General features: G+C 68.3%; 19 protein-coding genes and 1 tRNA gene. 9 read left to right on the plus strand and 11 right to left on the minus strand.

The genetic code is table 11. The features are described from left to right. Positions 1-150: 150 nt before the first annotated feature. The 8 genes from ACFY3J_RS08365 to rpmH all read right to left on the minus strand — a co-directional run bounded on the left by ACFY3J_RS08365 (position 151) and on the right by rpmH (position 6,120). Entirely contained in the window at positions 151-1,269 is a 1,119-nt protein-coding gene (locus tag ACFY3J_RS08365; protein WP_384174388.1) for a ParB/RepB/Spo0J family partition protein, read from the minus strand. Next, the gene (locus tag ACFY3J_RS08370) at positions 1,266-2,339 is read right to left on the minus strand and encodes a ParA family protein (RefSeq protein WP_384175050.1); all 1,074 of its coding nucleotides are present in this window, start codon (positions 2,337-2,339) and stop codon (positions 1,266-1,268) included. Before ACFY3J_RS08370 ends, ACFY3J_RS08365 begins: the two co-directional genes overlap by 4 nt. A 252-nt stretch (positions 2,340-2,591) precedes the next feature. After that, positions 2,592-3,308, minus strand: coding sequence for a 16S rRNA (guanine(527)-N(7))-methyltransferase RsmG (gene rsmG, locus ACFY3J_RS08375; protein WP_384174391.1), 717 nt, complete (start codon positions 3,306-3,308; stop codon positions 2,592-2,594). Between the two features lie 116 nt (positions 3,309-3,424). Continuing rightward, a complete protein-coding gene (locus ACFY3J_RS08380) occupies positions 3,425-3,937 on the minus strand; it encodes a R3H domain-containing nucleic acid-binding protein (protein ID WP_141359858.1) in 513 nt (170 codons plus the stop codon). Between the two features lie 15 nt (positions 3,938-3,952). Then, positions 3,953-5,236: a membrane protein insertase YidC gene (gene yidC / locus ACFY3J_RS08385; protein ID WP_384174395.1), complete on the minus strand. Its 1,284-nt coding sequence runs from the start codon at positions 5,234-5,236 to the stop codon at positions 3,953-3,955. A 3-nt stretch (positions 5,237-5,239) separates the two neighbouring features. After that, on the minus strand, positions 5,240-5,593 hold the full coding sequence (gene yidD, locus ACFY3J_RS08390; protein ID WP_100570530.1) for a membrane protein insertion efficiency factor YidD: 354 nt from the start codon (positions 5,591-5,593) through the stop codon (positions 5,240-5,242). After that, positions 5,590-5,961, minus strand: coding sequence for a ribonuclease P protein component (rnpA, locus tag ACFY3J_RS08395; RefSeq protein ID WP_326803255.1), 372 nt, complete (start codon positions 5,959-5,961; stop codon positions 5,590-5,592). Before rnpA ends, yidD begins: the two co-directional genes overlap by 4 nt. 21 nt (positions 5,962-5,982) lie before the next feature. After that, the gene (rpmH, locus tag ACFY3J_RS08400; RefSeq protein WP_003956500.1) at positions 5,983-6,120 is read right to left on the minus strand and encodes a 50S ribosomal protein L34; all 138 of its coding nucleotides are present in this window, start codon (positions 6,118-6,120) and stop codon (positions 5,983-5,985) included. 377 nt (positions 6,121-6,497) lie between these two features. Between rpmH and dnaA the strand changes: the two genes are divergently transcribed. The 9 genes from dnaA to ACFY3J_RS08445 all read left to right on the plus strand — a co-directional run bounded on the left by dnaA (position 6,498) and on the right by ACFY3J_RS08445 (position 19,268). Further along, complete coding sequence (gene dnaA / locus ACFY3J_RS08405; RefSeq protein ID WP_390840577.1) at positions 6,498-8,489, plus strand: chromosomal replication initiator protein DnaA; 1,992 nt, start codon at positions 6,498-6,500, stop codon at positions 8,487-8,489. A gap of 838 nt (positions 8,490-9,327) precedes the next feature. Further along, positions 9,328-10,458 (plus strand): DNA polymerase III subunit beta, encoded by a 1,131-nt coding sequence (dnaN, locus tag ACFY3J_RS08410; protein ID WP_141359853.1) that lies wholly within the window; start codon positions 9,328-9,330, stop codon positions 10,456-10,458. 162 nt (positions 10,459-10,620) lie between these two features. After that, positions 10,621-11,496, plus strand: coding sequence for a phosphogluconate dehydrogenase (NAD(+)-dependent, decarboxylating) (gene gnd, locus ACFY3J_RS08415; protein WP_390840578.1), 876 nt, complete (start codon positions 10,621-10,623; stop codon positions 11,494-11,496). Between the two features lie 53 nt (positions 11,497-11,549). Further along, a complete protein-coding gene (gene recF / locus ACFY3J_RS08420; RefSeq protein ID WP_384174407.1) occupies positions 11,550-12,671 on the plus strand; it encodes a DNA replication/repair protein RecF in 1,122 nt (373 codons plus the stop codon). Beyond that, the gene (locus tag ACFY3J_RS08425; RefSeq protein ID WP_384174410.1) at positions 12,668-13,204 is read left to right on the plus strand and encodes a DUF721 domain-containing protein; all 537 of its coding nucleotides are present in this window, start codon (positions 12,668-12,670) and stop codon (positions 13,202-13,204) included. Before recF ends, ACFY3J_RS08425 begins: the two co-directional genes overlap by 4 nt. Before the next feature lie 373 nt (positions 13,205-13,577). Next, on the plus strand, positions 13,578-15,659 hold the full coding sequence (gene gyrB / locus ACFY3J_RS08430) for a DNA topoisomerase (ATP-hydrolyzing) subunit B (protein WP_384174413.1): 2,082 nt from the start codon (positions 13,578-13,580) through the stop codon (positions 15,657-15,659). A 42-nt stretch (positions 15,660-15,701) separates the two neighbouring features. Further along, a complete protein-coding gene (gene gyrA / locus ACFY3J_RS08435) occupies positions 15,702-18,296 on the plus strand; it encodes a DNA gyrase subunit A (protein WP_384174416.1) in 2,595 nt (864 codons plus the stop codon). Between the two features lie 18 nt (positions 18,297-18,314). Further along, the gene (locus ACFY3J_RS08440; RefSeq protein WP_390840579.1) at positions 18,315-19,058 is read left to right on the plus strand and encodes a DUF3566 domain-containing protein; all 744 of its coding nucleotides are present in this window, start codon (positions 18,315-18,317) and stop codon (positions 19,056-19,058) included. Between the two features lie 133 nt (positions 19,059-19,191). After that, positions 19,192-19,268 (plus strand) — tRNA-Ile (locus tag ACFY3J_RS08445). A 183-nt stretch (positions 19,269-19,451) separates the two neighbouring features. Here ACFY3J_RS08445 and ACFY3J_RS08450 read toward each other — a convergent pair. The 3 genes from ACFY3J_RS08450 to ACFY3J_RS08460 form a co-directional block, all read right to left on the minus strand. After that, entirely contained in the window at positions 19,452-19,634 is a 183-nt protein-coding gene (locus tag ACFY3J_RS08450) for a hypothetical protein (protein WP_390840580.1), read from the minus strand. 57 nt (positions 19,635-19,691) lie between these two features. Continuing rightward, positions 19,692-20,198: a hypothetical protein gene (locus ACFY3J_RS08455; RefSeq protein ID WP_390840581.1), complete on the minus strand. Its 507-nt coding sequence runs from the start codon at positions 20,196-20,198 to the stop codon at positions 19,692-19,694. A 350-nt stretch (positions 20,199-20,548) separates the two neighbouring features. Further along, the gene (locus tag ACFY3J_RS08460) at positions 20,549-20,902 is read right to left on the minus strand and encodes a DUF6344 domain-containing protein (RefSeq protein WP_384174422.1); all 354 of its coding nucleotides are present in this window, start codon (positions 20,900-20,902) and stop codon (positions 20,549-20,551) included. Positions 20,903-20,983 lie beyond the last annotated feature (81 nt).

The raw sequence follows: 20,983 nt of genomic DNA on the forward strand, positions 1-20,983 counted from the left end.
CGGGTGAATGCGCCATACCCGAACGCATCGTATCGACGATGCGATTGCATCGATACCGCCTGAAAGCAAAGAGCAGGCCGTGTTCCGGTACACACCGGACACGACCCGCCCGTGCTGATCGATCGAGACCAAACCGTCCCTCGGACGGGCTCAGCCCTCCATCTCCTCCTCCGGCTCTTCGCCGTCCAGAAGGCTCTTCTGCATGACCGGGCCCTCGCCCGGAGCCAGTGTGCCGAGGATGCGCTCCAGGTCCTCCATGGAAGCGAACTCGACGGTGATCTTGCCCTTCTTCTGTCCCAGGTCGACCTTCACCCGCGTCTCGAAGCGGTCGGACAGACGCGTCGCAAGATCGGACAGCGCCGGAGAGACCCGCCCACCGGCACGCGGGCCCTTGGAGCGAGGAGCCATCGTCGGCCGCGACGCCATCAAGGTCACGATCTCCTCGACCGCCCGCACCGACAGGCCCTCGGCGACGATCCGATGGGCCAGCCGGTCCTGCTCCTCCGAGTCCTCGACGGAGAGCAACGCCCGGGCATGTCCGGCCGAGAGAACTCCGGCGGCGACCCGTCGCTGCACGGCCGGGGAGAGCTTCAGCAGACGCAGGGTGTTGGAGACCTGCGGGCGGGAACGGCCGATCCGGTCCGCCAGCTGGTCGTGCGTGCAGTTGAAGTCCTTCAGCAGCTGGTCGTAGGCGGCCGCCTCTTCCAGCGGGTTCAGCTGGGCCCGGTGCAGGTTCTCCAGCAGGGCGTCCAGGAGAAGCTTCTCGTCATCCGTGGCCCGCACGATCGCCGGGATGGCCGCGAGCCCCGCCTCACGGCAGGCCCTCCAGCGCCGCTCACCCATGATGAGCTCATAGCGCCCGGAACCGAGCTGGCGGACGACGACGGGCTGGAGGAGTCCGACCTCCTTGATGGAGGTGACAAGCTCGGCCAGCGCGTCCTCGTCGAAGACCTCACGCGGCTGGCGCGGGTTCGGCGTGATGGAGTCGAGGGGGATCTCGGCGAAGTGGGCGCCCATCACCGACGCGCTCATCTCAGTCGGGCTACTCGCCGGTGGCAGCGACGTTTCACGTGAAACAGGCGGCAGTGTGGTCACCTTTGCCGCCGCCACCCCCCGGTCACCGCGGTCACCGGTCAGCACCGGGACAGCCGTGGACGACGCGGAGCTCGCGCCCCCCGCCGTCGCCGGAGCCTGCGGTTTCTCCCCAGTCGGGGCAGCGGGGATCAGCGCGCCGAGCCCGCGACCCAACCCCCTCCGTCGCTCACTCACTGAATCCCCTCCACCATGTTCGGATCACCCTGTGCGCCGAGGTGGGCGTGCGTGGCGTCGTAGCTGACACCGACGCCCCTCAGCGCGATTTCTCGTGCCGCCTCAAGATAGGAGAGGGCACCGCTTGACCCTGGATCGTAAGTCAGCACCGTCTGCCCATAGCTCGGTGCCTCGGAGATGCGGACGGAGCGGGGAATGCTCGTCCGCAGCACCTCGTCACCGAAGTGGCTGCGCACCTCTTCCGCGACCTGGGACGCAAGGCGCGTCCGGCCGTCGTACATGGTGAGCAGGATGGTCGACACATGCAGGGCGGGGTTGAGGTGCCCCCGTACCAGGTCGACATTGCGGAGCAACTGGCCCAGGCCTTCCAGCGCGTAGTACTCGCACTGGATCGGGATGAGGACCTCCCGGCCGGCGACGAGCGCATTGACCGTCAGCAGGCCAAGTGAGGGCGGACAGTCGATGAGGATGTAGTCCAGCGGCTGCTCGTAGGCCTGGATCGCTCGCTGCAACCTGCTCTCCCGCGCCACCAGGGACACCAGCTCGATCTCCGCACCGGCGAGATCGATCGTGGCGGGAGCGCAGAAGAGACCCTCGACATCAGGGACGGGCTGGACGACCTCGGCCAGCGGCCTGCTCTCCACCAGGACGTCGTAGATAGAGGGGACTTCCGCGTGATGGTCGATGCCCAGCGCAGTGGAGGCATTGCCCTGCGGGTCCAGGTCGATCACCAGGACGCGGGCACCGTGCAGAGCCAGCGAAGCGGCAAGGTTGACGGTCGTCGTCGTCTTGCCCACGCCACCCTTCTGATTGGCGACCACCATGACGCGGGTCTGTTCAGGCTGGGGCAGACCCTCGCCGGCACGGCCCAGAGCCTCGACCGCCAGTTGGGCAGCACGACCGATGGGAGTGTCGTCCATCGGGGGTGGCGTTTCACGTGAAACATCCTCCCCCATCGATTCGGTACGGGGACCGGGGACCGGATCGGTCATCGGTCCCGCAATGTTGGCGTCGGACCGCAAGGATTCACTCTCCTCGACTTCAGGCTCGCAATGAACAGAGCCTCCCATGCCTTCGGGGTTGCGAACCAGTGAGGCCTGACGTTCTGTGGAGAAATCCACCTCTGTGGACAACTCCGTTCCCTGTCCGAGTGAGCTGAGAGGCTTGCGGTCGCGGGGTTGGGCCGCAGCGCGGCCACGGTTGATGATGCCGTGCAGCAGTGAGCGACGTTTCACGTGAAACACGATGCACAGCGGCCGTGGCCGGACTGTCGCGACACTCCGGCATGCGGAGGTTTGGCAGCTTGTGTGGAGTAGGGGCGACTATCGGCGCCGTCGCGTCCGCCCCGTCCGCGCCGCCTTCGCCCGCTTGGCCGCGAAGCGTACGCCGCCCGGGCTTTCCCCGACCTCGACCCGAACGACGGTGGAGGACGGATCCACGATGCCCTCACCCACATGCAGGATGGAGGTCTCCACCGCGCCGAGCTTGCTCAGGGCGGCGGCCGCGCTCTTCAGCTCTTCCTCGGCGGTGTCCCCCTTGAGGGCGAGCATCTCCCCGTAGGGACGCAGCAACGGAATGCCCCACGTGGCCAGGCGGTCCAGCGGCGCGACCGCGCGGGCGGTCACCACATGCACTGGCGGGATCTTGCCCATCACTTCCTCGGCACGCCCCCGGACGACGGTGACGTGGTCGAGCCCCAGCAGTTCCACGACCTCGGTGAGGAAGTTGGTGCGCCGCAGCAGCGGCTCCAACAGCGTGATCTTCAGGTCCTCCCGGACCAGGGCCAGGGGGATGCCCGGCAGGCCGGCGCCCGAGCCGACGTCGCACACCGTCACCCCCTCGGGAACCACCTCCGAGAGCACCGCACAGTTCAGCAGATGCCGCTCCCACAGACGGGGCACCTCACGCGGGCCGATGAGCCCTCGCTGCACTCCTGCCTCGGCCAGCAGCTCGGCGTACCGGACCGCATCCGTGAAGCGATCACCAAATACGTCACGTGCCTGCTCGGGCGCAGGGGGGAGTTCCGCTTCCGCCGTCACGGGGACCGTCCTTCCGTACCACATCGGCGCTCTCGACGCCGACCATCAGAACTACCAGGCTGACAAAGTACGGCCCCGCCTGCGCAACAGACGGGGCCGGTGGAACGTGGGACCGCTCAGGCGGGAAGCACGACGACGAAGCGCTGTGGCTCCTCGCCCTCCGACTCACTGCGCAGGCCGGCGGCCTTGACCGCGTCGTGCACGACCTTGCGCTCGAACGGAGTCATCGGCTTCAGCTTCACGGGCTCGCCGCTGCTCTTGGCCTCGGCGGCGGCCTTCGCTCCCAGCTCGGACAGCTCGGTCCGCTTCTTGGCGCGGTAGCCCGCGATGTCCAGCATCAGACGGCTGCGGTCGCCGGTCTCCCGGTGCACGGCCAGGCGTGTGAGCTCCTGCAGTGCCTCCAGCACCTCACCGTCACGGCCGACCAGCTTCTGCAGGTCGCGACCGCCGGTGTCACTGATGATCGAGACAGAGGCGCGGTCGGCCTCGACATCCATGTCGATGTCACCGTCGAGGTCGGCGATGTCCAGTAGACCCTCGAGGTAGTCCGCCGCGATCTCGCCCTCCTGCTCCAGGCGGGTCAGGGCGTCCGCGCCCTCGGCAGCGGCGGAGGTGGTGCCTTCCGTCACGGGATGGGCTCCTTCTTACTTCTTGGACGGGGACTTGGGCCGCTGCGGACCCTTGCGCTGTCCGGACTGGGCCTTGCTGCGAGCGCCGTTGCCGGGCTTCGAGGCGGGTTTCTTGCCGGCTGCGGCCGGAGCGTCCTCCGGCTCGTCGGACTTGGTCAGCGACGGAGACTCCGTCGCCTCACCGGCCGGCTTCGTGCCGCCCGACTGACGCTGCGACTTGGACTGCCGCTTGGGCTGCTGGCGCCGGGGAGCAGTGGCGGTGGCGGTGGTGGTGGTCGTACCGTCCTCGGCCTGCGCGACGGCGGCGCTGTCGCTCTTCACCACGGAACCGTCGGACTGGGCCGCGAGACCCGTCTTGTTCAGACCGTTGATGAACTTGCGCTCGAACTCGTTGCGGTCCCGGCCCTTGACGACGATCGCCTTGACGATGGCCTTCTCACGCCGGTTGCGGGTCTTGCCGTGGCGCGTGACGTGCTTGAAGAGCCGCTCCAGGTAGGCGGCCTGGGCCTTGGAACCCGGGGTCGGGTTGTTGTGGATGACGTACATCTGCTGGCCCATGGTCCACACGTTGGTGGTCAGCCAGTAGACAAGGACACCGACCGGGAAGTTGATGCCGAAGATGGCGAACATGACCGGGAAGACGTACATCAGCATCTTCTGCTGCTGCATGAACGGCGTCTTCACCGTCGTGTCGACGTTCTTCGTCATCAGCTGGCGCTGCGTGTAGAACTGCGACGCCGACATCAGGATGATCATGACCGCGGTCACCACGCGGACGTCGGCCAGCGTGGCGCCGAGCGCGGTGACCTTGTCGGTGCTGTCCATGAACTTCGCGGCGAGCGGCGCCCCCACGATGTGTGCCTTACGGGCACTGGCCAGCAGCTGATCGTCGATGACGCCGATCGTCTTGCCCGTCGCGATGCCGTTGAGCACGTGGTACAGGGCGAAGAAGAACGGCGACTGCGCCAGGATGGGAAGGCACGAGGAGAGCGGGTTGGTACCCGACTCCTTGTACAGCTTCATCATCTCTTCGGACTGACGCTGCTTGTCGTTCTTGTAGCGCTCCTGGATCTTCTTCATCTCGGGCTGGAGCGTCTGCATGGCCCGGGTCGCCTTGATCTGCTTCACGAAGAGCGGAATCAGGCAGATGCGGATCAGGATCACCAAGGACACGATGGACAGGCCCCAGGCCCACCCGGTGTCAGGGCCGAAGATCGTGCCGTACACCGTGTGGAACTGGACGATGACCCAGGAAACGGGTGTCGTGATGAAGCTGAAGAGGCTGGCAATCGTGTCCACTAATCATGCTCCTTGGGCATGGGACGAGGTCTCTGCGGCCGGGACCGCCGGCATCTTCCCGTCGGTGGCCGTTTCGGCGGCGGAGGACCCGCCCCTGCGCGCACGCCAGGCGTCACGCAGCATTTCGTGCCACCGCGGACGCTTGCGCGGCGGAACATGGTCCACACCGCCGAGCGACCACGGATTGCACCGCAGGATGCGCCACGCGGTGAGCGCGGTTCCCTTGATCGCACCGTGCCGGTCGATGGCCGTGTAGCCGTAGTGGGAACACGACGGGTAGTACTTGCACACCGGCCCGAGCAACGGGCTGATGGTCCACTGGTACAGCTTGATCAGAGCCAGCAGCGGGTACTTCATCGCGTGCCCCCTCCCAGCAGCCGTCGAAGGGCGGCATCCAGGTCTCGGGCCAGCTGTGCGTGATCGGCGTCGCCCGCACCGGGCAGCGCTCGTACGACTACCAGGCTACCGGGGGGCAGCAAGGCGACTCGGTCGCGCATCAGATGGCGAAGTCTGCGCTTCACCGCGTTGCGGACGACCGCGCCGCCCACCGCCTTGCTCACGACGAAACCCGCACGCGACGGGGGAGCGCTCTCCCCTGGCGCGTGCGGGTCCGTGGCACCGCTGCGTAGATGGACGACGAGAAGCGGGCGTCCGGCTCGACGCCCTCGTCGTACCGCGGTCGCGAAGTCCTCGCGCCGCCTCAGCCGGTTCTCGGTGGGCAGCACGACGTCATGACCTGACCGGAATCAGGCGGACAGACGGGCGCGACCCTTGCTACGGCGAGACGCGAGAATCGCGCGGCCGGCACGGGTGCGCATACGCAGCCGGAAGCCGTGGGTCTTCGCGCGACGACGGTTGTTCGGCTGGAAGGTGCGCTTGCTCACTCGGGGGCTCCAGAAAGAATCAGTAGTGGCGGGGTGCCGTCCTGGCTGTCACCGTGCGCCCACGATCAGCTCGCAGTAACGCCCGAGTGCACCGCTTTCCGATCACCCTATGACGCGATCTGTGCCCTTCGGAGGCAGGCGGCAGCAGCCATCGACAACTCGACCTGGTTACGGTACGCGCGGCTACGCCATTCGGTCAAACCAGCCGCCTCCGAGAGACACTGTCCACAGCCTGGGGACAACGACTTGAACCGCACCCGTGGCGCTGACTACCTTGACTGGACTCCGATTCGTTCCCATGTCCCCCGCCCCACCCGTTTTAGATACCGACCCGTCCCGCACCACACGTTCGCGGGACCTGCGAGAGAGCGTGCCCTGTGGCTGACGTACCTGCCGATCTTGCCGCAGTGTGGCCACGAGTTCTGGAGCAGCTTCTCGGCGAGGGACGCGGACAGGGCGTCGAGACGAAGGACGAACACTGGATCCGGCGCTGCCAGCCCCTCGCGCTGGTCGCGGACACCGCGCTGCTCGCCGTACCGAACGAGTTCGCCAAGGGCGTACTCGAAGGGCGCCTCGCCCCCGTCGTCAGCGAGACGCTGAGCCGTGAGTGCGGTCGCCCGATCCGGATCGCGATCACCGTCGACAGCTCCGTCGGCGAGCCCCAGGCCCCCGCGCCCGCACCGGCGCCGCGCTACGAGGACCAGGAACTGCCCGCGGGCCAGGGCGGCGGCTACGAGGGCTACGGCCGGCGCCGGGCGGACGTCCACCGTCCCGCCCGCCCCGACCAGTTCCCGGGCGCCCAGAGCGACCATCTGCCGCCCCCGCGCACGGGCCCGCAGCCGGCGGACGGCGGCGACCAGCTCCCGACCGCCCGCCCGGCCTATCCGTCGGAGTACGCCGAGTACCAGCGTCCCGAGCCCGGCGCCTGGCCGCGTCACCACCAGGACGACTACGGGTGGCAGCAGCAGCGGCTCGGCTTCCCGGAGCGGGACCCCTACGCCTCGCCGTCCCAGGACCCCTACGGCCCGCAGGACACCGGGTACGGCCGCCAGGACGCGTATCCGCCGGCCAAGGACTCCTACGCGCAGGACTACCGGTCCCCGTCGATGGAGCGCCCGCCGTACGACCAGCCGCGCTCCGACTACGACCCGTCCCGCGGCGAGTACGACGCCCGCGACTACGACCAGCGCGACGCCGGCCACCGCGAGCCACCGGAGCCGCCGGTCGGCTCCGGCCAGGTGCACCGCGGCGGCCCGGTGGGCCCGAACCCGCCCTCCAGCGGCGCCCCCGGCCCGCTGGCCGCGCAGCCCGCACCGGCGGCCGGCCCCGGCGAGCCGACGGCGCGCCTGAACCCCAAGTACCTCTTCGACACGTTCGTCATCGGCGCGTCCAACCGCTTCGCGCACGCGGCCGCGGTCGCCGTCGCCGAGGCACCCGCCAAGGCGTACAACCCCCTGTTCATCTACGGGGAGTCCGGACTCGGCAAGACCCACCTGCTGCACGCGATCGGCCACTACGCGCGCAGCCTGTACCCGGGCACGCGCGTGCGCTACGTGAGCTCCGAGGAGTTCACCAACGAGTTCATCAACTCCATCCGCGACGGCAAGGGCGACAGCTTCCGCAAGCGCTACCGCGAGATGGACATCCTGCTCGTCGACGACATCCAGTTCCTCGCGGACAAGGAGTCGACGCAGGAGGAGTTCTTCCACACCTTCAACACCCTCCACAACGCCAACAAGCAGATCGTGCTCTCCAGCGACCGGCCGCCCAAGCAGCTGGTGACCCTGGAGGACCGGCTGCGCAACCGGTTCGAGTGGGGACTGATCACCGACGTCCAGCCGCCCGAGCTGGAGACCCGTATCGCGATCCTGCGCAAGAAGGCGGTGCAGGAGCAGCTGAACGCCCCGCCGGAGGTGCTGGAGTTCATCGCCTCCCGGATCTCGCGCAACATCCGCGAGCTGGAGGGCGCGCTGATCCGGGTGACGGCGTTCGCCTCGCTCAACCGGCAGCCGGTGGACCTGGGCCTGACGGAGATCGTCCTGAAGGACCTGATCCCCGGTGGCGAGGACACGGCCCCGGAGATCACGGCGCCGGCCATCATGGCGGCCACGGCCGACTACTTCGGCCTCACCGTCGAGGACCTGTGCGGCACCTCGCGCGGCCGGGCCCTGGTCACCGCCCGCCAGATCGCCATGTACCTGTGCCGTGAGCTGACCGATCTATCGCTGCCGAAGATCGGCGCCCAGTTCGGCGGCCGCGACCACACGACCGTCATGCACGCCGACCGGAAGATCCGCGCGCTGATGGCCGAGCGGCGCTCCATCTACAACCAGGTCACGGAGCTGACCAACCGCATCAAGAACGGCTGAGAACACGCAGAGCGGCGCTCAGGGCGCCTCCGGGAGCGGATCCCGGGGGCGCCCTGAGTCGTTGTGGCGTCCGCCGCTGTTCGAATCCGCACCGGGTTACGGCCGTCCTCCACAGATTCGGCGACTTTCTTCCGTCCACATCCTGGGGACTGGGAAGTTGTCCAGATCGCTTCCACAGGCTGTGTGGTGGAAACACCATCACACCAGCTCAGGGGCCTGTGGAATCGTGGACGAGCACTCTCCACAGACTGTGGACGAAGCGATGATCCACAGGCCGCGGCCAAAGTTGTCCACCGGCAACCCACAGGCTGGAGACCGTTGTCCCCAGTGATCGGCTGCTTCTCCACACCCCTGTCCACTGTTCGGCAACGCGACGCCGCCGGTCACCGCGTCGAGTGAAAGCCGTCACACCAAGGTGCGCGATTGGCGTGTGGGAAACGTGGGTAAACCTGGGGACGCAGCTGGGGAGAACTGCCCTCGGGCTGTGGGCAGGGTGTGCAGAACTTCCCGTTCTCCACAGAGACGCCCGGTTGTCCACCGGTCCCACCCACAGGGGCAGTGGACAAAATTTCCGCGCTGAGCTGGGCAAACGTGGTTATCCACGGTATCCACAGGGCCTACTACTACTCCCAACTGGAGAGAGTGCGGAATCCGTTTCGAAGCGGGGCCTGTGCACAACTCGAGCTCTCGAGCCCGACCGCCCCTCGGAGCGACTTGACCCCGACAGGCGCCTACTGTCAGTGCCGTGCGTCAGACTGGTCCCCGGTGTCCTTCCCGTCCCAGTGGGCGGTGACACCGAGTCGGAGGACTCAGTAGCAACAGCAGGAGGCGGCTTACGGTGAAGATCCGGGTGGAACGCGACGTACTCGCGGAGGCAGTGGCCTGGGCGGCACGCAGCCTCCCGGCCCGTCCGCCGGCGCCTGTTCTCGCCGGCCTGCTGCTCAAGGCGGAGGACGGCCAGCTGAGCCTGTCCAGCTTCGACTACGAGGTCTCCGCGCGGGTGTCCGTGGAGGCCGAGGTCGACGAGGAGGGCACGGTCCTCGTCTCCGGTCGCCTGCTCGCCGACATCTCGCGCGCCCTGCCCAACCGCCCGGTGGAGATCTCCACAGACGGTGTACGGGCGACGGTGGTCTGCGGCTCCTCGCGCTTCACCCTCCACACCCTGCCTGTGGAGGAGTACCCGGCGCTCCCGCAGATGCCGAACGCGACGGGCACGGTCCCCGGCGAGGTCTTCGCCTCCGCCGTGCAGCAGGTGGCGATCGCGGCCGGCCGCGACGACACGCTGCCCGTGCTGACCGGTGTCCGCATCGAGATCGAGGGCGACACCGTCACGCTGGCCTCCACCGACCGCTACCGCTTCGCGGTCCGCGAGTTCCTGTGGAAGCCGGAGAACCCGGACGCCTCCGCGGTCGCCCTGGTGCCCGCCAAGACCCTGCTGGACACCGCCAAGGCGCTGACCAGCGGCGACAGCGTGATCCTGGCGCTGTCCGGCTCGGGTGCCGGTGAGGGCCTGATCGGCTTCGAGGGTGCCGGGCGGCGCACGACCACGCGTCTGCTGGAGGGCGACCTCCCGAAGTACCGCACCCTGTTCCCGACGGAGTTCAACTCCGTGGCCGTCATCGAGACCGCCCCCTTCGTGGAGGCCGTCAAGCGCGTGGCGCTGGTCGCCGAGCGCAACACCCCGGTGCGTCTGAGCTTCGAGCAGGGCGTGCTGATCCTGGAGGCCGGCTCCAGCGACGACGCACAGGCTGTGGAGAGGGTCGACGCGCAGCTGGAGGGCGACGACATCTCGATCGCCTTCAACCCGACGTTCCTGCTGGACGGCCTCAGCGCGATCGACTCCCCGGTGGCCCAGCTGTCCTTCACGACGTCCACCAAGCCGGCGCTGCTCAGCGGCAAGCCCGCGGTGGACGCCGAGGCGGACGAGGCCTACAAGTACCTGATCATGCCGGTACGGCTGAGCGGCTGAGCCGGCTGACGGCCGGGCGCGTTTCCGCAGGTGGCGACCCCAGGTCCGGGCATACGTATGAGCGCTTATGCCCACGGATGTGCGCGAGCGTCCGGGTCTAGGCTCGGACGCAGGTACGAAAGTGCCGGAACGTCACGTCGTGAAACCTAAGGAACGCAACTGATGGAGCTCGGTCTCGTCGGCCTCGGCAAGATGGGTGGCAACATGCGCGAGCGGATCCGCCGCGCAGGCCACACCGTCATCGGATACGACCGCAACCCGGACCTCGCCGATGTCCACAGCCTGGAAGAGCTTGTGGGCAAGCTGCACGGCCGGCGCGTGGTCTGGGTGATGGTCCCGGCCGGCGAGCCCACCCAGGGCACGATCGACGCCCTCGCCGAGCTGCTGGAGCCCGGCGACGTGGTCGTGGACGGCGGGAACTCCCGCTGGACGGACGACGAGAGGCATGCGGAGGAGCTGGCCGCCAAGGGCATCGGCTTCGTCGACTGCGGCGTCTCCGGCGGCGTGTGGGGCCTGGAGAACGGCTATGCGCTGATGTACGGCGGCGACGCGGAGAACGTCGCCCAGGTGCAGCCGGTCTTCGACGCGCTCAAGCCGGAGGGCGACCTCGGCGCGGTGCACGCCGGCAAGGTCGGGGCGGGCCACTTCGCCAAGATGGTCCACAACGGCATCGAGTACGCGATGATGCAGGCCTACGCCGAGGGCTGGGAGCTGCTGGAGAAGGTCGACTCCGTGGAGAACGTCCGCGAGGTCTTCCGCTCCTGGCAGGAGGGCACCGTCATCCGCTCCTGGCTGCTGGACCTGGCGGTGAACTCCCTCGACGAGGACGAGCACCTGGAGCAGCTGAGGGGTTACGCGCAGGACTCCGGCGAGGGCCGGTGGACGGTGGAGGCCGCCATCGACAACGCCGTGCCGCTGCCCGCGATAACGGCCTCGCTGTTCGCGCGGTTCTCCTCGCGCCAGGAGGACTCGCCGCAGATGAAGATGATCGCCGCGCTGCGCAACCAGTTCGGCGGTCACGCCGTGGAGAAGAAGTAGTCCACCGGACCGCCTCGGCGGTCCGCAACGCCGGGGGAGGTCGGCGAACGACCATGCACGTCACGCATCTGTCGCTGGCCGACTTCCGCTCGTACGGCCGGGCCGAGGTTCCGCTCGACCGGGGTGTCACGGCGTTCGTCGGCCCCAACGGCCAGGGCAAGACGAACCTCGTCGAGGCGATCGGCTACCTGGCCACGCTCGGCAGCCACCGGGTCACCTCCGACGCCCCGCTGGTCCGCATGGGCGCCGAGCGTGCGGTGATCCGGGCGCAGGTGCGGCAGGGAGAGCGGCAGCAGCTGGTCGAGCTGGAGCTGAACCCCGGCCGGGCCAACCGCGCCCGTATCAACCGGTCCTCGCAGGTCAGGCCGCGGGATGTGCTGGGCATCGTCCGCACCGTGCTGTTCGCGCCCGAGGACCTGGCCCTGGTCAAGGGCGATCCCGGGGAGCGGCGGCGTTTCCTCGACGAGCTGGTGACGGCGCGTTCTCCACGCATGGCCGGGGTGCGCTCCGACTACGAGCGGGTGCTCAAGCAGCGCAACACGCTGCTGAAGTCGGCCGCGCTGGCGCGTCGGCACGGTGGCCGTTCGATGGACCTGTCCACGCTGGACGTGTGGGACCAGCATCTGGCGCGGGCGGGCGCCGAAGTGCTCGCCCAGCGCCTGGACCTGGTCGGCGCGCTGGAGCCGCTGGCGGACAAGGCGTACGAGCAGCTGGCTCCCGGCGGCGGTCCGGTCGTGCTGGAGTACAAGCCGTCGGCGCCCGGCGAGGCACACACGCGTGAGGATCTCTTCGCGCAGCTGATGGCCGCGCTCGCGGACGTCCGCAAGCAGGAGATCGAGCGGGGCGTGACGCTGGTGGGGCCGCACCGGGACGACGTGGTGCTCAGACTCGGTCAGCTGCCGGCGAAGGGATACGCCTCCCACGGGGAGTCCTGGTCGTTCGCGCTGGCGCTGCGGCTGGCGTCGTACGACCTGCTGCGCGCGGAGGGCAATGAGCCGGTGCTGATCCTCGACGACGTCTTCGCGGAGCTGGACACCCGTCGCCGTGAGCGGCTGGCGGAGCTGGTGGCGCCCGGTGAACAGGTCCTGGTGACCGCCGCGGTCGACGACGACGTGCCGCACGTGCTGACGGGTACGCGGTTCGCCGTGTCGGACGGAACGGTGGAGCGCGTATGAGCGGCGAGCGGGACCCGGGCCGGGGGAAGGTGCCCGAGCCGTCGGGCGTCGACCTCGCGCGGGTGGCGCTGCGCGCGGCGAAGGAGGCGGCACGCGCGCGTGGGGACGCGGCGCAGCAGCGCAGGCAGGCGCGGCGTGGTGGTCTGCGTTCCGGCGCGCGGGCCGACGGCCGTGATCCCATGGCTCTGGGCGCCGCGATCAACCGGCTGATCACCGAGCGCGGCTGGGAGGCGCCGGCCGCGGTGGGCGGCGTGATGGGGCGCTGGCCGCAGATCGTCGGGGCGGATGTGGCCAAGCACTGCGTGCCGGACCGGTACGACGAGGACGAGCGAGTGCTGACGGTGCGCTGCGACTCGACGGCGTGGGCGACGAACCTGCGTCTGCTCGCTCCGACGCTGGTGGCCCGGCTCAACGAGGACCTGGGGCACGGCGCGGTGCGGACGATCAAGGTCTTCGGGCCGGGCGGCGGCGGCCGCAGGTACGGTCCGCTGCGGGTGCCGGGCAGCACGGGCCCCGGCGACACCTATGGGTGACAGACGTCACACAACGGGTTTGTGGCGGTCATCTCCGGGCGCCTGACGGCCGTCCTTCGTACAACCGCACGCTCTTGCGAATCCAGACCTGACCCGGGAGTAGCGAAGTGTTGACGTCCGGAAGCGCTGAGTGCCGCTGTGAGCCTCTTGGAGCCCCCTTGTGCATATCGGGACCCGGCCAAGACCGGTTGAGGGCGCCACATGCGTACTCAGGTACCGGCAAACCCCCATCACTGTCAGCGCTACCGGTAGACTGGAAGGCAATCCCGCCCCAATCGTGGGGACCGTCCGGGAAAAGCTGAGCAACGCTGAGCAAGGCTTACCAACGCAACATGCCGCAGCCGCTCCGGCAACCCGCCGACGAGCCCGGCTCGTGCTGTGCCAGAAAGGGCGCTTCGTGGCCGATTCCGGCAACCCCAACGAGAACATCCCGTCCACCGAAGCCGGCGTGAACGGGGCCGCATCCTCGAACGGTGAGGTCGCGGCCTCTTACGACGCCAGCGCGATCACCGTGCTCGAGGGCCTGGACGCGGTCCGCAAGCGACCCGGCATGTACATCGGTTCCACCGGTGAGCGTGGCCTGCACCACCTCGTGTACGAGGTGGTCGACAACTCCGTCGACGAGGCGCTGGCCGGGCACGCGGACACCATCGACGTGACGATCCTGGCCGACGGCGGCGTGCGTGTGGTCGACAACGGCCGTGGCATTCCGGTGGGCATCGTCCCCTCCGAGAACAAGCCGGCCCTGGAGGTCGTACTGACCGTTCTGCACGCGGGCGGCAAGTTCGGCGGCGGCGGTTACGCGGTCTCCGGTGGTCTGCACGGCGTCGGCGTCTCCGTGGTGAACGCCCTGTCCTCGAAGGTCTCCGTCGAGGTCAAGACCGACGGCCACCGCTGGACCCAGGACTACAAGATGGGCGTCCCGACGGCGCCGCTGGCCCAGCACGAGGCGATCGAGGAGACGGGCACCTCGGTCACCTTCTGGGCCGACCCGGACATCTTCGAGACCACCGACTACTCCTTCGAGACGCTGTCGCGGCGTTTCCAGGAGATGGCGTTCCTCAACAAGGGCTTGACGATCAAGCTCACCGACGAGCGCGAGTCCGCGAAGGCCACCTCCGGCGCGGACGAGGCGGGCGCGGACGAGAAGGACGAGGTCAAGGCCGTCGTCTACCGCTACGACGGCGGCATCGTCGACTTCGTGAAGTACCTCAACTCCCGCAAGGGGGAGGTGGTGCACCCCACGGTCATCGACCTGGAGGCCGAGGACAAGGACAAGAGCCTGTCCCTCGAGGTCGCCATGCAGTGGAACGGCGGCTACAGCGAGGGTGTGTACTCCTTCGCGAACATCATCCACACGCACGAGGGCGGTACGCACGAGGAGGGCTTCCGCGCGGCCCTCACCAGCCTGATCAACAAGTACGCGCGCGACAAGAAGCTGCTGCGCGACAAGGACGACAACCTCACGGGCGACGACATCCGCGAGGGTCTGACCGCGATCATCTCGGTCAAGCTGAGCGAGCCGCAGTTCGAGGGCCAGACCAAGACCAAGCTGGGCAACACGGAGGCGAAGACCTTCGTCCAGAAGGCCGTCTACGAACACCTGAACGACTGGCTGGACCGCAACCCGGTCGAGGCGGCGGACATCATCCGCAAGGGCATCCAGGCGGCCACCGCGCGCGTGGCGGCCCGCAAGGCCCGCGACCTCACCCGCCGCAAGGGCCTGCTGGAGTCCGCCTCCCTGCCGGGCAAGCTCTCCGACTGCCAGTCGAACGACCCCACCAAGTGCGAGATCTTCATCGTCGAGGGTGACTCCGCCGGCGGCTCGGCCAAGTCCGGCCGCAACCCGGAGTACCAGGCGATCCTGCCGATCCGCGGCAAGATCCTCAACGTCGAGAAGGCGCGGATCGACAAGATCCTCCAGAACCAGGAGATCCAGGCGCTGATCTCCGCGTTCGGCACAGGTGTGCACGAGGACTTCGACATCGAGAAGCTCCGCTATCACAAGATCATCCTGATGGCGGACGCCGACGTCGACGGCCAGCACATCAACACCCTGCTGCTGACCTTCCTGTTCCGCTTCATGCGGCCCCTGGTCGAGGCCGGGCACGTGTTCCTGTCCCGCCCCCCGCTGTACAAGATCAAGTGGGGCCGGGAGGACGTCGAGTACGCGTACTCCGACCGCGAGCGCGACGCGCTCCTGGAGCTGGGCCGCCAGCGCGGCAAGCGGGTGCGGGAGGACTCGATCCAGCGCTTCAAGGGCCTCGGCGAGATGAACGCCGAGGAGCTGCGTGTGACCACCATGGACCAGGAGCACCGCGTACTCGGCCAGGTCACCCTCGACGACGCCGCCCAGGCCGACGACCTGTTCTCGGTCCTGATGGGCGAGGACGTCGAGGCCCGCCGCCAGTTCATCCAGCGCAACGCCAAGGACGTCCGCTTCCTCGACATCTGAGTCGGTCTCAGCTGACCGAACCAGGAAGGATCCTCACCAGCAATGGCCGACGAGAACACTCCAGTCACCCCTGAAGAGGGCGGCGACCTCGCCATGCGCGTCGAGCCCGTCGGGCTCGAGACGGAGATGCAGCGCTCCTACCTCGACTACGCGATGTCCGTCATCGTCTCGCGTGCGCTGCCCGACGTCCGGGACGGTCTCAAGCCCGTCCACCGCCGCGTCCTGTACGCCATGTACGACGGCGGCTACCGCCCCGAGCGCGGCTTCTACAAGTGCGCCCGCGTCGTCGGCGACGTCATGGGCAACTACCACCCGCACGGCGACTCCTCGATCTACGACGCGCTGGTCCGCCTGGCGCAGCCGTGGGCGATGCGGATGCCGCTGGTGGACTCCAACGGCAACTTCGGTTCGCCGGGCAACGACCCGGCGGCGGCCATGCGCTACACCGAGTGCAAGATGGCGCCGCTGTCGATGGAGATGGTCCGCGACATCGACGAGGAGACCGTCGACTTCACGGACAACTACGACGGCCGCTCCCAGGAGCCGACCGTCCTGCCGTCCCGCTTCCCGAACCTGCTGATCAACGGCTCGGCCGGTATCGCGGTGGGCATGGCGACCAACATCCCGCCGCACAACCTGCGCGAGGTCGCCTCCGGTGCCCAGTGGTACCTGGAGAACCCGGAGGCCTCCCACGAGGAGCTCCTCGACGCGCTGATCGAGCGGATCAAGGGCCCGGACTTCCCCACCGGAGCGCTCGTCGTCGGCCGCAAGGGCATCGAGGAGGCGTACCGCACCGGCCGCGGCTCGATCACCATGCGCGCCGTGGTCGAGGTCGAGGAGATCCAGAACCGCCAGTGCCTGGTGGTCACGGAGCTGCCGTACCAGGTCAACCCGGACAACCTCGCGCAGAAGATCGCCGACCTGGTGAAGGACGGCAAGATCGGCGGCATCGCGGACGTCCGCGACGAGACCAGCTCGCGCACCGGTCAGCGCCTTGTGATCGTCCTCAAGCGGGACGCGGTCGCCAAGGTCGTCCTGAACAACCTGTACAAGCACACCGACCTCCAGACCAACTTCGGCGCCAACATGCTGGCGCTGGTCGACGGCGTGCCGCGCACCCTGTCGCTGGACGCGTTCATCCGCCACTGGGTGACGCACCAGATCGAGGTCATCGTCCGCCGGACCCGCTTCCGGCTGCGCAAGGCCGAGGAGCGCGCCCACATCCTGCGCGGCCTGCTCAAGGCCCTGGACGCCATCGACGAGGTCATCGCGCTGATCCGGCGCAGCGCGACCGTCGAGGTCGCGCGCGAGGGCCTGATGGGCCTGCTGGAGATCGACGAGATCCAGGCCAACGCCATCCTCGAGATGCAGCTGCGTCGTCTGGCCGCCCTGGAGCGCCAGAAGATCGTCCAGGAGCACGACGAGCTCCAGGCGAAGATCACCGAGTACAACGAGATCCTCGCCTCACCGGTCCGCCAGCGCGGGATCGTCAGCGCGGAGCTGGCCGCGATCGTCGAGAAGTTCGGCGACGACCGCAAGACGAAGCTGATCCCCTACGAGGGCGACATGTCCATCGAGGACCTGATCGCCGAAGAGGACATTGTCGTCACGGTCAGCCGCGGCGGCTACATCAAGCGGACCAAGACCGACGACTACCGCGCCCAGAAGCGCGGCGGCAAGGGCGTGCGCGGCACGAAGCTGAAGGAAGACGACATCGTCGACCACTTCTTCGTCTCCACCACGCACCACTGGCTGCTGTTCTTCACCAACAAGGGCCGGGTGTACCGGGCGAAGGCGTACGAGCTGCCGGACGCCGGCCGGGACGCGCGCGGCCAGCACGTGGCGAACCTGCTGGCCTTCCAGCCGGACGAGGCGATCGCCCAGATCCTCGCGATCCGCGACTACGAGGCGGCGCCGTACCTGGTGCTCGGCACCAAGGCCGGCCTGGTCAAGAAGACGCCTCTGAAGGATTACGATTCGCCTCGCTCCGGCGGTGTCATCGCGATCAACCTGCGCGAGCAGGAGGACGGTTCCGATGACGAACTGATCGGGGCCGAGCTGGTCTCCGCCGATGACGATCTGCTTCTGATCAGCAAGAAGGCGCAATCGATCAGGTTCACCGCCTCCGACGACACTCTGCGTCCGATGGGCCGTGCCACCTCGGGTGTCAAGGGCATGAGTTTCCGCGGGGGCGACGAACTGCTCTCGATGAATGTTGTTCGACCCGGTACGTTCGTGTTCACTGCCACCGATGGCGGGTACGCCAAGCGGACCCGAGTCGACGAGTACCGCGTCCAGGGTCGCGGCGGCCTCGGCATCAAGGCCGCCAAGATCGTGGAGGACCGCGGTTCGCTCGTGGGGGCGCTGATTGTCGAGGAGACCGACGAGATCCTCGCCATCACGCTCTCGGGCGGTGTGATTCGTACGCGAGTCAACGAGGTCAGGGAGACGGGCCGTGACACCATGGGCGTCCAACTGATCAACCTGGGGAAGCGCGATGCCGTCGTCGGTATCGCACGTAACGCCGAGGCGGGGCGCGAGGCGGAGGAAGTCGACGGCGACGTGGCCGTGGACGAGACCGTCGAGGGGGCCGCGACCAGCGGCACGGACGAGGGCGAGGTGCCCTCGGCCGAGTAGCACGAGGAGAGAGTCATCGTGAGCGGAGCCACGGGCGCCGGATCGGCCGGTACCTCCACGGGTACAGGAGCGGACGGCGGCGGCCGTGGCTCCGCCGCGCCTGCGACGGACACGCATACGACCAATCTGCAAGCGATCAAGTCGCCCGCGACCGATGCGCACACGCCCCACACTCACGGATCCCAGGGGGGAACGGTGACGGACACCCGAGGTCCGCAGGCCCAGCAGGCGAACGCCGCGGCCGGTCAGCAGGCGGCGGGCTCTCCGCTGCCGGGGGAGCGGCAGCCGCAGCAGCCCTCCGGGCCGTACCACCCGCCGCAGGCCTACCAGTCGGCCGAGCCCGCCTCCCAGGCGGTGCGCCGGCCGCGCACGGGCGTGCGTACCACACCGCGCACCCGCAAGGCCCGGCTGCGCGTGGCCAAGGCCGACCCGTGGTCGGTGATGAAGGTCAGCTTCCTGCTCTCCATCGCCCTGGGCATCTGCACGATCGTGGCGTCCGCCGTGCTGTGGATGGTCATGAACGCGATGGGCGTGTTCACCACGGTCGGCGGGACGATCTCGGAGGCCACCGGCTCCAACGAGTCGAACGGCTTCGACCTCCAGTCCTTCCTGTCCCTTCCCCACGTGCTGATGTTCACGTCGATCATCGCCGTGATCGACGTGGTGCTGGCGACGGCCCTCGCGACCCTCGGAGCGTTCATCTACAACCTCTCCGCGGGCTTCGTCGGCGGCGTCGAGCTGACGCTGGCCGAGGACGAGTAGACGGACCGACCGCGCCCGCGCCGGTGTGGTGGAACGTCCGCTGACGGTCCTCCGACAACCGATTTTGGGACTGCCCCCCTCGTGCGCTAATCTTCAGGAGTCAGCGCGCGGGACACACACCGCAGAGCGCGGCGGGGCTATAGCTCAGTTGGTTAGAGCGCATCCCTGATAAGGATGAGGCCACAGGTTCAAATCCTGTTAGCCCCACCAGCGAGACCCCCAACCGATCATGGTTGGGGGTCTTTGGCATCACTGGCTGACATCATCAGCCATTGGCTCCAGGGCACAGCAGCGCTCAGCGCTCACCTGGGCGGGGAAGTGTGCGGCGCAGGGGCGAAAGACAGGCTGGCTGCGGCCTGGAGCGTCCTGACTCCCCTGACTCCGAAGTCGCGGTCATGCCGCGGCAGACTGCGCCGTTGCCTCCGTGGGCAGGCGGCGGATCGTCCACTGGCTGGGCACGGCAAACAGAACGATCGAGGCCAGGAAGATGAGGACGGCACTCGTCAGGAGGACGGGAGCCGTGCCGGTGGAGGTAGCGGTCAGGCCAACGATGACGTATCCGAGGGGAACAGCCATGAGTTCTCCGATGGAACTGAAAGACGTGACTCGGCCCAATACGTCTGTGGGGAGTTGTTACTGCAGTGCGGTGTTCCAATACGCGATTGACAGGTCGAGTCCGATTCCGGCCACGGCTGCTGACGCTGCCAGAGCGACAAGGTGAGGTCCGGTCGCGAGTATCACGAGTGGCAATGCCAGGGGAAGGCCGGTGGCCACACACGCGATCATGAGCTGGTCGGGCTTCCAGCGAAGGGCGATGAGGCCACCGAGAACGAGCCCGACAGCGAGACTGCCCTGCACTGTTCCCCAGGCTGCGGCACCCAGGTCGGTACGGTCCAGGACGACAGGGCCCAGTAGCTGGTAGCTGCCGAGCCACAGGGCTACGACGACGGTGCCCGAGAGGGTGTAGGACCAGAGTCGGGAACGCTGCGCGAACTCCCGCCAGCCGGTGCGGAAATCGTGCAGCACGGAGGTGCCCGGGCCGGGTTTCGCTGTCCCGGCGATGGTCAAGAACGCGCACAGTAGAGCCGCGAGGGCGAAACTGGCGGCGTCCCAACCGAGGATCCATTGCGGGCCGATCATCCTGGTGCTTTCCCCAGCGGCGTACGCGTGTTCTATGAGCGTCTCGGCTTCGTCCCTGCCGAGGTTGTCGGCCCGGGACCGGAAGAGGGCTCCCGGCAGGTCTTTCGCCTGGCCGTCTCCGGACTGTCCGAGACGAACGGGTGTTGACCGATGACGACAGCCGGGCCGTCTCCGGGCCGTCCGTGCCGAACCGGCGTCGACGGGTGACGACGGCCGGCTCAGGTATCCACGCAGGCGAAGCTCCCCGATCGTGATGACCGGGGAGCTTCGCGTCTGCGGCAGTGCTGTACGCGAATCGCCGTTACGTCATGGGTGCTGGTGGTGGCACCGGCCGGGCCGGTGCGGCACTGTCAGCGCTGGAGGGGGATGGTCGGGCGGGCCGGCGGTTCGGCCGGGAGGCATCGGGGTTCGGCGGCGAGGGAGAAGGCATCGGTCGGCGGGCGGTGGCGGCAGCCGGGGGTCCTTCCGTGGGCCTCGGCGCGGATGCGCTGTTTCATCGTGGGAGGCAGGGACCGGGTGGGGGGACTGGACAAGGACGTCGTCGCCTGTGCCGGCACCGGTGCGGTGCTCTTGGGCGCCGTCTCGGGCTGCGGTGCGGCCGCGGCCGCGGAGGCGGTCGTGGTGATGAGTCCGAGCGCCGTGCAGAGCGCGAGGAAGGCGGTGACGATGGCGGTCCACAGCTTCATGATCTTGTGCTGGTCCATGGCCCCTCACTTTCGGGTTGGTCGATTTGCGTACTTTGCTCATCATGTGTATGAGCGTCGCGAAGTGGTGGACCGACGCCC

The organism is Streptomyces sp. NPDC001231 (assembly GCF_042896885.1).
Lineage (GTDB): Bacteria > Actinomycetota > Actinomycetes > Streptomycetales > Streptomycetaceae > Streptomyces.